We start from the raw sequence: 12,789 nt of genomic DNA on the forward strand, positions 1-12,789 counted from the left end.
GTAAAGAAATGATTTAATATACGTGTGATTTTTTTACCGCAAAGAGCGCAAACATTTACGCAAGGGTTCGCAAAGTTTTTTAAAGCTTTACTTATTAAGCCTTGGGTTTTCAATACAGCATATAAAATTAAAACGCGGATAAAACAGATTTGCTTTGCAAAAGCGCGGATTTAGACGGATTTTTTAGATACAATATAAATCTGTTTTTATCCGCGTCTTCGTGATAACGAATCCGTTTAATCTGCGTCAAAATATATGTTTTTGAATTACACTCAACGTATTATTTTACATTATTAGACCATAATACGGCATTACCGGAAACGTCAAGGCTAATATTTTTATTCAGAGCTTTTACTTTTACACTATGAGCACCTTGCGTTAAATTATTAGGGATTTCTATTCGCCATAAATGTGTACTTATAGTTTCTGGTTTTGGAAATTTGGAGATTTTCATACTGTCGTATTTTCCCTGAGTCTGCAAAAGATACTGTTTTTGAATATTAGGAGAAATGCCTTCATATTTTGTCATTTCAATCCAATTCCCTTTATCAATACTGATGTAGGCTTTTGTAAATTCATCGGCTGCGAAAATATTCGCATAAATAAAATTATCGTTTAGAATGTTTAGCGTTTTATCCCATTCGTTTACTTCTGGTACCGTAATATCCATTTGTTTGGTGTTTGGTGCGCCCGAAACTTTATAATCGTATGTATATTCATCAGCATTAATTCCTACTGTCCAATATCCTTTTGGAGTTCCGTCGTACATTATGGCAAAAGGAATTTGATCTCTGTCGTGCGGGCCTTCCCACCAAGAACCGCAAACAGCTCCGGCAACCAGTTCGTGAATCGGCTGTGCTCCTGCTCTGTCAAAATATTTATGATATTGTGTATGCGTATGTCCGGCACTTATCAGCACATTTTTAAAAGGTGCTAAAGTTTGAATAACCCACTCTTTGTCTTCCATTTCTTCTAATGGAATATGCATAAACAGCTGAATCGAATTAAAATTAGCTTTCTTTACTTCGATTAAATTTTTAATAAATTCTTTTTGGGTTTCATCCAATCTTCCAACATATCCTTTTTCGTTTACTGGGTAAATATTATTCAAAACCAGAAATAATTGATCTCCGTATTCAAAAGCATAATAAGACGGGCCAAAAATGTTTTCGAAACTTTTGTCTCTGTCCTCAAAAGCTTTTTTTTTAAAATTTAAATCGTGGTTTCCTATGGTGTAGAAAATCGGCGCTCCAATAAGTCCTAAAGTTTCTGATAAAGGTTTAAAAATTTCCAGATTATCAAAAGAAAGATCGCCAAGCGGTACAATAAAATCAATTTCTTTGTCCATCAATTCTGATGTTACCAATTTACCCACATGATGTATATCATCCATAACATCAACTTGTGTATCTCCTAATAAAACGATTTTCGATTTTTTATTTTCGGTATTTGAAAAGAGCGGAAAATTGTAATTTTTGGCTTCTTTTATTTCATCAAAAGGAACATAAAACTGTACACTATTCTGTTTGTTTTTCTTCGAAATATAGCTTTTTGGTTTAATTACAAAAACAGTATTTCCTTCAATTTTGGCGATGCTGTATTTTCCTTTTAAATCTGTTTTTACAATATCTTTTCCGTTAGAAATTAAAATGTTAGACAGTACTACTTCATCCTTATCATAAACATCATTTTTGTTACTGTCTGCAAAAACAATTCCCGATATTTTTTGTTTGGACTGACCAAAACCTAAAGAAAAACTGAATATTAAAACTAAACTTATAATTGCTTTATGCATACTATTATTTTTATTCTATTGTCTACAATTATTAAACACATAGGAACATAGATTTTATTAAAAAAAAAGGAAAAAAGACAAATTTATTTCTCACACATAGTCCCGAAGCCTCGGGATGTATTCAAACAAGTGAAACGCCTTTTCCTATTTACAATAACTATGTTTCTATGTGTTAAAAATAAAATTATAGGTTATTATTTAGCTGAAATCAACTGCATGATTTTAGTATAAATCTCTGTGTTTTGATAAACGCCCATAAACTTTTCTGCTCCGGGACCGTAAGCAAAAACAGGAACTGTAATTGAGGTATGATCGTTGGTGCTGAAACTTCCGTGTACGTAACCTTTTTCTATACTTCCGTCTATTAAAGAAAGTCCGCCCGTTTCGTGATCGGCTGTAATTATTAATAACGTTTCTGGATTTTTGTCTACAAACTCCATTGCCTGCCCCACTACGCGGTCAAAATCTAGCAATTCTCTCACTACATATTCTACATTATTACTGTGTCCGCCGTAATCAATCTGTGCGCCTTCTGCCATAATAAAAAACGGATTTTTTGATTTTGAAAAAGTAGTTGTTGCTTTCGCTAAAGATTTAGCTAAGAAATCGCCTCTTCCGTCTTTTTTAGAAACTACAGCTTCATTTTCTAATACTACAAAACGAGAATTTGTAATCGTATCTAAACTGCTGAATTTATCCGAAAAAGTATAACCTTTTTTCTTTAATTCTTCTGCTAAATTCTTACCGTCTTTTCTGGTTTTAAATTCGTTTACTCCTCCTCCAATCAAAATATCAGACGGGTTGCTTAAGAAATCTAAAGCAATCGGCTCGTTATAACTTCTTTCTGGCTGATGTGCGTAAAAAGCAGCTGGAGTTGCATCTGTAATATTTCCGGCAGAAATAATGGCGGTTTTATAATTCTTTTTGGCCAATTGTTGTGTAATCAATTCCAGCGGTTTTCCTTTTTCATCAACACTTATAAAACGGTTATTAGTTTTGTGTCCTGTTGCCATTGCGGTTGCGCCGGCAGCAGAATCTGTAATATAACTGTCTGAAGATGCGGTGATAGAAAATCCTTCTGTTGGAATATTAAACATGTTTAATTTTCCTTTATTGGCCGTATAACCTGCATAAATCTGAGCCAATCCCATTCCGTCGCCAATAAGAAGTATCACATTCTTTGGCTTTTTATTTTTAAAGTTATTTTTAGGAGTATAAGCATCATAAAATTCTGTGTTCTGATAAAAATTGGCTTTCAATTTTTTTAGAAAATCGGTTAAGGCCGAAGTATTATCTGTTCCGATAAAATCTACTTTCAGGTTCATCAGCGTCATCCAGGAATTTACATTATCTTGTGTCGCCCAAAATCTAACTTTTTTGTTCTGATCGTGTACTTTTTTAATAATGGCTTGTATTTTTTCTGAATCAGCTTGAGTTAAAACACCTTTACCGTTCCAAACCGTAATTTGGTGTAAATCTTCACTTATCATTTCTACGCGTGCTAATTCTTCTGGCGTGTATGTTTCGTTAAGTCTTCCGTCAAAATAAATAAAATTTGGATATTCATTCCATTTTGAAGGCAAAGGTCTGTTACCGGAAATAACAACTTTTAAGTTTTTGTTTGAGATTAATTCCGGATATGTTTTCAGCTGTTCTGCTATTGCTTTTAGCGTTGTTTCTGCATCAGATTTTATATCAATCATTAAGATTAACGGTTTACCGCTTTTATAAGCTTTTCCATCCAAAGCTTTAAATTTTACTAGAAGTGGATCTAAGTAAAGTGCTTTAAGCCAATTACTTGGTTTAATATCTTTTTCTGCATGAGAAACGATCAAATCATTTTTAACCAAAAAAACATCGGCTTCTATAACACCTGTTTCGTTGGCATAAGCTTCGTAAAAAGGAAGCGGACTTGCATAATCGTTATGCGAATGGATATTGGATGAAGTGTATTCCTGCGCTTGCACGAACAGTCCGATTTGAAGGCAAAAAAGGAGGATTATTTTTTTCATTTGTATTAAATTGTATTCATTACTGAAGCCGTAGGTAACTTTAAAAATGAATGATTGCTATAATTTTTTAAATGCATAAACCAGTCCTTTAAAAAGACTGGTTTTATTAAGTATATATAAATTGCTTCTTTTTCTTTACAACTGCAGACCCACAACAGTCTGCAGCGTAAAAAAAAAAACAAACGAACTAAAATGAATAATTACCAGCCTTGGTTTTGAAACAAAGCTCCTTTACTTACTGCAATCTCGTCTGGCGGTATTGGCCAAACATGGTGAATTGCAGGGTTAAAATTACGGGCAGGATAAATTACCGTTCCGTTATAATGGTGCAAAGGCTGTGCATAAACTGCTTTTGCATCGCCCCAGCGCACTAAATCAAAATGCCGATCTGTCCACTCGCCGGCAAGTTCGCAGCGTCTTTCTCTTTTTAAATTGGCTAAAGTAGCGCCTGTAATACTTGGAAGACCTGCACGATTACGAATCATATTGATTTCTGTATCTGCATTTTGACCTTTCATTAATTTGGCTTCGGCAAGCATCAAAATTACATCTGCATAACGTAAAAGCGGTACGTTTAAAGCTGTAGAAGGTTTATCTCCGTTTGCATTTACAAAACGAATATCGATAGCCCCAGAAGTCGTTTTTGGGTAACCGAATGGCTCCATGTATTTTTTAAACTGATAACCTGTTCTGTTACTAGAACTTACTACATATTTACCTTCGTTGAAAGTCGCTGTTTCTCCAAAATATTGAAATTTATCTCCTTTTTGTAAAATTGTTGCGCTTCTTCTTTTATCAGCAGGATCGTAAGTGTCAAATAATTCTTTGGTTGGATAAAAATTTCCCCAGCCGTTGTAAACTCCCCAGCCTTTATCTTCCAGACAAACTCCCGGAAAAATAGACCCTAAAGAAGTATTTCCTGCACTTGAAGTTACAGACCAAATGTATTCTGATGACCAGTTATTCTGGATTTTAAATACATCTTCAAAATTTGGAAGTAAAGCGTGTTTACCGCTCGCTACAATCATGTTTGCATATTTAATTGCATTGTCCCAGTCTTTTGCATACAAATACGTACGAACTAAATAAGCCCAAGCAGCAGTTTTATGTGCACGTCCGTAATTGTCTGTAGAAAGTTCATTAAAATAAGGAAGCAAATCTGCTGCTTTAATTAAATCTGCTGCAATGTATGCATAGTTTTCACCCACATTTTTGGTACGCGGCACGTATACATTTGTTGGGTCGTTTCTGTCCTGAATCGGGATTCCTGCACGATCGTCTCCATAATGATACGCTAATTCTAAATGCATTACAGCATGATTAAAATACGCTTCTCCCAACATCATGTTTTTCGTTTTATCATCCAAAGCTATATTCGGAATATTACGAATTACGTCATTACAACGTTTCATGATTTCGTAGTGTATTCTCCAGATATCTTTAGTATCAGATTCAGAACCATCAACAATAAAATTCTTGATACGTTCTGCATTTTGTCTCGGTTTAGTTCCAATATCGTCGCTGGCGTTATTCAGCCAGAAAAAACCACGACCGTACATATTATCATCAGAATATAAAGCGTAAATAGCATTTACCCCAGCTTTTGCATCTGCAGGTGTTTTCCAGAAATTCCCCGTAGAAGGAGCTCCCTGCGGTACCAGATCAAGTTCACTTTCACAAGCCGAAAAACCAATCAGCATTGAAAAACTCAATAATAGAATACTTATTTTTTTCATTTTGTTTGTTTTATATTTTTTAAAAAGTTGCATTTACACCAGTCATATAAATTCTTGAAAGCGGATATTTACCTAAATCCAATCCGAAATTATTAAGACCAACTTCCGGATCCATTCCTGAATATTTGGTAATTGTGAAAAGATTTTGTGCCGAAACAAAGAATCTTAAATTCGCTTTTCCGTTTAACCAACTGTCTTTTACCGTGTAACCCAGCGTAACGTTTTTCAATCTTAAGTAAGAAGCATTTTCAATATAGAAATCAGAAATTCTTCCGAAGTTATTGTTGTTGTCTGTTGCAGAAAGTACCGGAATATTTGATCCTGTATTCGTTGGCGACCAAGCATTTTTAGATTCTGCTAATAAATTATATCCAGGGAAAGAAGCATTTAAACCTGTATATTTTACAGCATTAAAAACGCTGTTGCCAGCTGCTCCGTTAAAAAAGATATTCAAATCAAGACCTTTGTATCTAAAGTTCGTGTTTAAGCTGTAAGTTGTTTTTGGAAAAGGATTTCCAAGTACCACGCGGTCGCTGTTATTGATTATACCGTCTCCGTTTACATCTTTAAACTTAATATCTCCCGCAACCGCATTTGGCTGATACACTACACCTGTACTGCTTTTGTAAGCTTGAACTTCTGCAGCGCTTTGAAATAATCCGTCTGTTGCATATCCGTAGAATGCTCCTACCGGACTTCCAACCTGATAAATATTCGCTAAAGGCAAACTTCTAACTCTGCTTAAATTAAGTGGTTCCAAAGAAGTTAAATCGTCTTTAATAGAAACAATTCTGTTATCCAAAAATGCTGCGTTTGCCGTAACATCAAATTTAAAATCACCGCGAGTTTTTTGGTACGTAAGACTTGCTTCAATACCTTTATTTTCTACATCTCCCGAGTTTACAATTCTTCCTAATGGTGTTCCAGAAACTCCAGGCAATTGATCACGAACCAACATGTCTTTGTTTTTCTTGATGTAAGCATCTACAGAACCTGTAATATGATTGTCAAAAAGTGTAAAATCTATACCGGCGTTGGTTTGTTCTGAACTTTCCCATTTTAAAGCAGGATTAGATAATTCACTTTCAGAATAACCGTAATTAATAACCGGAGTCTGCCCGATTAAAGATGAAGTCTGATTCAAAGGCACACTAAATTGGTATGGTCCTAAGTTTCCTAAGTTTCCGATTTGCCCCCAGCTTGCACGCAGTTTTAAACTGTTTACTGTAGAACTAATGCTTTTCATAAATCCTTCTTCAGAGACTAACCAACCTGCAGAAAGTGACGGATAAACTCTCCAGCGATTTGCAGAAGTTAATTTTGAAGTTCCGTCACGACGAACGATTCCTGAGAATAAATATTTTTGATTGAAATCGTAATTTAATCTTCCAACATAAGAAGAAATGATCTCTTCAGACAATCCTGCTCCGGTTTGCTGAATCAGTTTTGCATTTAATAAATAACGCTGAGATGGATCTTCATTGTCAAAACCTGTACCTTCTACAGAATAATATTCTCTTTTAGTATCTTGATAAGTATATCCTGCTAAAGCTTTGAAATTGTGTTTTCCAAAAGATTTATCGTAAGAAAGTGTTTGCTCACTTAATAAATCTGTTGTTGTTGAGGTAGATTGTGTTAATCTGTTAAAATCAAATACTTTACCCGGTTCTGTAATTTTAACCGTAAAATCTTTGTAATCATTTTGTATTCTGGTATAACCCCAGTTTGATTTGATTTTTAAACCTTTTACAATTTCCCATTCTGCATATGGATTGATCAAAATAGTAGAAATTGGGTTGCTGTTATCTAATCTTTTTAAGTAAGCAACCGGATTAATTACGTCTCCGTAAGAACCAATATATTTCTCTGGAACTCCACCAAATTGTCCAGAACCATCTTCTCTGTAAACCGTAGCATTTGGCGGATATAAAATAGCTCCTAAAATAGCTCCTGTATAGGCACTAGAAGTATTTCCGCTTTGTCCGTTTGTTAAAGAATACGTTAAGTTTTCACCTAAAGTAAAATTTGGCGCCAATTTAAAAGAAGAATTTGCTCTTGCTGTATAACGGCTTCCGAAAGTATTCAACAAAATACCTTCGTTTTTACGGTAACTTCCTGAAAGAAAGAAATTTGATTTTTCTGTTTTACCATTTACAGAAAGTGACAAATCTTGAATTTCTCCTGTCTGAAAAATTTCGTCCATCCAGTTTGTTTTGGTTGTTCTTGCTGTTGGTTCAAAAGCTGGATCAAAAGCCGGAACTCTTGGTAAACCTGCATTATCTCTGGCAGTGTTCATCGCGTCTGCATATTCTGCCGCGTTTAATACACCTAGTTTCTTAGCTACATTCTGAAAACCTCCCTGATAATTTACATTGATATTAATACGCTCAGAAGTTCCTTTTTTAGACGTAATTAAAATTACACCTCCAGAAGCTCTCGCACCGTAAATTGCTGCCGAAGCCGCATCTTTCAAAACACTTATAGAAGCAATATCATTTGGATTAATTGTGTTTAATGAACCGCTGTAGATAATTCCGTCTAAAACAATTAAAGGCGTTTCTGCGTTTAAAGATCCAATTCCACGAATGTTGATTGTTGGTTCGCTAGTTGGGTCACCACCATTATTAATTACGGTAACACCAGAAACCGTTCCCTGCAATAATTCTGAAGCTGAATTGTACGTTCTGCTAGACGTTTCTTTCATAGAAACAGATCCTACAGCGCCCAGAACTTCGCTCTTTTTTACACTTCCATATCCCATTACCACAACTTCCTGTAATTGTTTTACATCGGCTGCTAATTTGATACTTAGGTTTTTCTGAGACTGCGTTATTTTCATTTCCTGCGTAACGTAACCTACATACGAGAAAACAAGTGTCGCTTCAGAGGAATTGATTTCCATTGTAAAAGTTCCGTCAAAATCTGTTGTTGCGTTGGCATCAGAACCTTTATCCTTAATTCCAACGCCCGGAAGAGGCATTCCGTCGTCACCGCCAAAAACAGTTCCCGAAACCGTAATTTTATTTTGTCCGATTTTCAGATTTTTTTTGATGACAATATTATTACTGATAATCTCATACTTCAGAAAAAAACTAGAACAAATTTGGTCAAGCGCCTGCTCCAGCGTTACATTGTTTAGTTTTAAACTGATTTTTTGATTGGTATTAATTTGGTTGGCTTCGTACATAAAATGTACATCAACCTGATTTTCAATTTTTTGAAGAATATTTTTGATATTCTCATTTTCTACTTTTAATGTGATTCTTTTACTAAAATCAATTGTAGCAGCATTTGCCGTTAATCCGATAAAAAATAAAGCAGTGAAGAGGATCAATTGAGCCATTAGGCTTTTTTTAATGCTTTGACACTTTGCGACGTACCGCATTTGTTTTTCCTTCATAATTTTTTGTTTTGATTGTGTTTTTGTTTTTGGAGTTCTATTTTATTTTAAAATGTAAAAAGCTATTCGATCCTGTAAACTCCCGACTCGAGTTTATAGTTGGCATTAATGATATTACAAACCAAACCAATAACCTGATCGGCAGGAAGTTCTTTGAAATAAGCGCTGATTTTGAGATTGTTTAGATTCTTGTTTTCTACATCAACCGTAATATTATAATTGCGTTTTATGGTTGCCACAACTTCTGGCAGCGGTGTATCTTCAAAAACAATAATATTTTTACGCCATAGCGAAATAGAGTTCATCGGAATATCTCTAAAAGCATGCAGACTGCTGTTTTTAGATTTAAAAACTACTTTTTGTCCCGGCGTTACATACACATTTTCTTCTGTTACGGTAGATTTTACATTTACCCTTCCGGTTAAAACTGAAACTTCTTGTGTCGCCTGTTCCGGATAAGCCTGAACATTAAAACTGGTCCCTAAAACTTTGGTATCCATTTTATTAGTGTGAATGATAAAAGGATGTTTTTTATCTTTGGCAACATCAAAAAAAGCTTCACCGCTTAAATAAACTTCGCGTGTATCGCCTTTAAATTCACTTGGATATTTTAAAAGACTTCCGGCATTCAACCAAATCTGAGTTCCATCAGGCAATGTTATTTTTTTGTGTTCGCCCAAACCTGCTACAAATTGTTTTGTAGTAACAGCGCTTGATGAGATATAGAAAAATCCTAATCCGGCAAGAAGTAAAATCGAAGCCGCTATCATCCAATTTTTACTGTTTAGAAAAATGACTTTATTTTGTTTTTTGATTACTCTGATTTCTTTTTTTAGTTTTGAAAGATCTGATGCTATAACCACTTCATTTTCGTCAATTTTTTCTGGATGATCGTACCAGTTGTTCCACATTTCTTGTCCTTTTAGAGAAGTCTTATCTTCTAAAAAAAGTTTTATATCTTGATGTAATTTTTCAGGCATTATAATTTTTTTATAGCTTTAATAGTAAGTCTTTAGAATTCGAATTTCAGGTAGGCGGTTTAGGTTACGCTTTTGTTAAGAAAACAAAAGAGCCGTTTCCTGATAAAATCTGCTGTTAGTTAAATTCTCCCAAATACGTCCGCATAAATTTCAACGCATAAGAAATATGATACTTCACTGTTTCGTGCGAAACGTTAAGTTCTTCGGCAATTTCTTTGTTTGAATATTGTTGAATGCGGCTCAGGATAAAAACCTCTTTGGCTTTTTTAGGAAGCAGTGACGCAGCTTTATCGACCATTTCCTGAAGTTCGTCATGATAAATAGATTCTTCTGTAGCATTATTACTGCTTTCGATAATAGTATTTCGATCTGCAACCTCCTTTATATACTGATCTGTAATCATGTTTGATTTGATGTAATCTAAAGTCACGTAACGTACAGAAGTATACATATAAGCCGAGAATTTTTTCTGAATCACCAAAGTTTTGCGGCGTTCCCAAATGGTAGTAAAAACTTCCTGAACAATTTCTTCGGATATTGGAATGGATTTCATTCTGGAATACACAAACCTTACGAGTAAATCCCTATACCTAAAGTACAATTCATCAAAAGCTCTGTCTTTTCCTTGTCTCAATAATTCGACAAGTTCTTCGTCAGTATATTTTTTATACATGATGCATCGCTTTTGTTATGATTATCAAACAAATAATGCCTGTGAAAACATTAAATTGAATTGTTTTTCTGCGATGCATTCGTAATTTAAAAAATGACATATATACAAGTGTTGGTTTCTTCTATTATGTCTTCAAAATTAGAGCTGAGGGTAGGTCTAAAAGGTTACGTTTACATTAATAAAACTGTCTTTTTGCGAAACGTAATATTAACATTAAAGCCTTTATGTTACGGGTTTGTAATATGGAGTAAGGATTATTTTATAATTTTGAATATTCTTTAGCTAACTTGCATTAAAACACCAAATATGGACAATGAAACATTCCTTTCTTTTTTGAATGATACAGGTTTGATTTCTTTAGAATCAGCAAAAGAAATTGCCAGTCAGTTTACAGAAAAGACAATTTTAAAAAATCAATTTCTTCTTACCGAAGGCAAAACAGCCGATGATTATCTTTTCTTAAAAAAAGGATTTATGCGTGCTTTTGTGCATGATACAGACGGTAATGAAGTAACAACTGGTTTTTATTCTCAGGGAAATGTTTTATTTGAAGTTTCCTCCTTTTTCAACCGTACAAAATCAAAAGAAAATATTCAGGCACTTACCGATTGCGAAGGATTTTTTATTACTTATGAAGAGCTGAATATGCTGTTTCATACAATGCCTGAATTTAGAGAATTTGGTCGTGCAATGCTTGTAAAAGGTTTTGCAGGGCTCAAAAACAGAATGTTGTCTATGATAACCGAAACGGCTGAAGAACGCTACGCACATTTGCTGAAAAGCAACCCCGAAATTCTGGAAAATGCACCATTAAAACATATCGCTTCTTACCTCGGTATTACCGATACTTCGCTGAGCAGAATACGAAAAGAGTTTTCTAAAAGGTAAAATCATTTCTTGCCAAATGGCAAGATTCCGGGGTATTTATTTCATTTCCTTTGTCTTATAAAATTAATAAGCTATGGAACATTTACCTTTTTACATCAAATTAGTATTTATACTCACTACTTTTTTTACGCTTTTTTTATTGTACAAAGCTGCAAACCATTCAAAAGCAGTACTTACAATTATTTTAAGCTGGCTTGCTTTGCAGACCGTAATTAGTCTTACCGGTTTTTATACAATAACCAATGTAATGCCGCCAAGATTTGCATTATTAGTACTGCCACCACTCTTATTACTATTGGCTGTTTTTATTTCTTCGAAAGGGAAACAATTTATAAACCGTTTGGATGTTAAGACATTAACGATTCTTCACATCGTAAGAATACCGGTAGAAATTACTTTGTACTGGCTTTTTCTCCAAAAAACGGTTCCCGAAATCATGACTTTTGAAGGCAAGAACCTGGATATTCTATGTGGTATTACAGCACCAATTATTTATTATTTCGGCTATATCAAAAAAACCTTAAGTCCTAAAATAATATTGATTTGGAATATCGTCTGTCTTATTTCATTAGGAAATATTGTTACTACAGCCATACTTTCTGCTCCGTTACCTTTTCAACAGTTTGCGTTTGAGCAGCCTAATATTGCTTTGTTATATTTCCCTTTTGTATGGCTTCCTTCCTGTGTGGTACCAATTGTATTGTTCTCGCATTTGGCAGCCATAAAAAGACTTTTGAATTGAATTTTTTAACTTTAAATATATTATTATGAACACAGAAACAAAAAGCAATTTTGATAATAAAACAACTCAAAATGCACAAATGCCTGTAGATCTTTCTACTAAAACAACAAAAATCCTTGCGATTGGAAAATGGACGGCAAAAGGAAAAATTCTGGAAGACCGACTTCCTGTTATGATTAAAGAAGTTCCTGCAACTGTAAATCTTTATTTAACCGGCAAAATAGAACAATGGTACGTAAAGCCAGATATAAGCGGTGCTGTTTTTATTATGAATTGTACAAGTCCCGCCGAAGCACATGAACTTTTGGAGAAACTTCCTTTGGGAATCGCCGGAATGATGGAATTTGATTTTATCGAACTTGGGCCAATTATGCCTCTTCGTTATCTTCTAAAAGAATAATTTACTTTTAATTGCGCTTATTTTTATACCAATTGGTATAAAAATAAGCGCAATTAAATATTTCTAAAAGTTAATTCAAAAAAAATACGGAATGTAATTTATTCTTATTAATAACAGTTAACTTAGAGTTCAATACCAAAAAATCAATATCAAAATTCAATTT

9 protein-coding genes are annotated in these 12,789 nt (G+C 34.2%); 3 read left to right on the forward strand and 6 right to left on the reverse strand.

Features of this window, described 5'->3' with window-relative positions:
- Nucleotides 1-280: 280 nt before the first annotated feature.
- The 6 genes from EV144_RS22880 to EV144_RS22905 all read right to left on the reverse strand — a co-directional run bounded on the left by EV144_RS22880 (nucleotide 281) and on the right by EV144_RS22905 (nucleotide 10,596).
- A complete protein-coding gene (locus tag EV144_RS22880) occupies nucleotides 281-1,795 on the reverse strand; it encodes a calcineurin-like phosphoesterase C-terminal domain-containing protein (RefSeq protein ID WP_134151466.1) in 1,515 nt (504 codons plus the stop codon).
- Nucleotides 1,796-1,989: 194 nt separating this feature from the next.
- A complete protein-coding gene (locus EV144_RS22885; protein WP_134151467.1) occupies nucleotides 1,990-3,807 on the reverse strand; it encodes an alkaline phosphatase in 1,818 nt (605 codons plus the stop codon).
- Nucleotides 3,808-4,007: 200 nt separating this feature from the next.
- The gene (locus EV144_RS22890) at nucleotides 4,008-5,543 is read right to left on the reverse strand and encodes a RagB/SusD family nutrient uptake outer membrane protein (RefSeq protein WP_134151468.1); all 1,536 of its coding nucleotides are present in this window, start codon (nucleotides 5,541-5,543) and stop codon (nucleotides 4,008-4,010) included.
- A gap of 19 nt (nucleotides 5,544-5,562) precedes the next feature.
- The gene (locus EV144_RS22895) at nucleotides 5,563-8,886 is read right to left on the reverse strand and encodes a SusC/RagA family TonB-linked outer membrane protein (protein ID WP_243854735.1); all 3,324 of its coding nucleotides are present in this window, start codon (nucleotides 8,884-8,886) and stop codon (nucleotides 5,563-5,565) included.
- 119 nt (nucleotides 8,887-9,005) lie between these two features.
- Nucleotides 9,006-9,923 (reverse strand): FecR family protein, encoded by a 918-nt coding sequence (locus tag EV144_RS22900; protein WP_134151470.1) that lies wholly within the window; start codon nucleotides 9,921-9,923, stop codon nucleotides 9,006-9,008.
- A 115-nt stretch (nucleotides 9,924-10,038) separates the two neighbouring features.
- On the reverse strand, nucleotides 10,039-10,596 hold the full coding sequence (locus tag EV144_RS22905) for an RNA polymerase sigma-70 factor (protein WP_134151471.1): 558 nt from the start codon (nucleotides 10,594-10,596) through the stop codon (nucleotides 10,039-10,041).
- Nucleotides 10,597-10,902: 306 nt separating this feature from the next.
- Here EV144_RS22905 and EV144_RS22910 point away from each other — a divergent pair, with 306 nt between their 5' ends.
- The 3 genes from EV144_RS22910 to EV144_RS22920 all read left to right on the forward strand — a co-directional run bounded on the left by EV144_RS22910 (nucleotide 10,903) and on the right by EV144_RS22920 (nucleotide 12,626).
- Nucleotides 10,903-11,484, forward strand: coding sequence for a Crp/Fnr family transcriptional regulator (locus EV144_RS22910; RefSeq protein WP_134151472.1), 582 nt, complete (start codon nucleotides 10,903-10,905; stop codon nucleotides 11,482-11,484).
- A gap of 73 nt (nucleotides 11,485-11,557) precedes the next feature.
- On the forward strand, nucleotides 11,558-12,226 hold the full coding sequence (locus tag EV144_RS22915; protein ID WP_134151473.1) for a hypothetical protein: 669 nt from the start codon (nucleotides 11,558-11,560) through the stop codon (nucleotides 12,224-12,226).
- Between the two features lie 25 nt (nucleotides 12,227-12,251).
- Entirely contained in the window at nucleotides 12,252-12,626 is a 375-nt protein-coding gene (locus tag EV144_RS22920) for a hypothetical protein (RefSeq protein WP_134151474.1), read from the forward strand.
- Nucleotides 12,627-12,789 lie beyond the last annotated feature (163 nt).

Source organism: Flavobacterium sp. 270, assembly GCF_004368785.1.
GTDB lineage: Bacteria > Bacteroidota > Bacteroidia > Flavobacteriales > Flavobacteriaceae > Flavobacterium.

What these genes read in the sequence shown, in the direction of transcription:
- EV144_RS22895 (WP_243854735.1), bottom strand. Translation starts at nt 8,886, where the DNA reads ATGGCTCAATTGATCCTCTTCACTGCTTTATTTTTTATCGGATTAACG.
- EV144_RS22920 (WP_134151474.1), top strand. Translation starts at nt 12,252, where the DNA reads ATGAACACAGAAACAAAAAGCAATTTTGATAATAAAACAACTCAAAAT.
- EV144_RS22890 (WP_134151468.1), bottom strand. Translation starts at nt 5,543, where the DNA reads ATGAAAAAAATAAGTATTCTATTATTGAGTTTTTCAATGCTGATTGGT.
- EV144_RS22885 (WP_134151467.1), bottom strand. Translation starts at nt 3,807, where the DNA reads ATGAAAAAAATAATCCTCCTTTTTTGCCTTCAAATCGGACTGTTCGTG.
- EV144_RS22905 (WP_134151471.1), bottom strand. Translation starts at nt 10,596, where the DNA reads ATGTATAAAAAATATACTGACGAAGAACTTGTCGAATTATTGAGACAA.
- EV144_RS22915 (WP_134151473.1), top strand. Translation starts at nt 11,558, where the DNA reads ATGGAACATTTACCTTTTTACATCAAATTAGTATTTATACTCACTACT.
- EV144_RS22900 (WP_134151470.1), bottom strand. Translation starts at nt 9,923, where the DNA reads ATGCCTGAAAAATTACATCAAGATATAAAACTTTTTTTAGAAGATAAG.
- EV144_RS22880 (WP_134151466.1), bottom strand. Translation starts at nt 1,795, where the DNA reads ATGCATAAAGCAATTATAAGTTTAGTTTTAATATTCAGTTTTTCTTTA.
- EV144_RS22910 (WP_134151472.1), top strand. Translation starts at nt 10,903, where the DNA reads ATGGACAATGAAACATTCCTTTCTTTTTTGAATGATACAGGTTTGATT.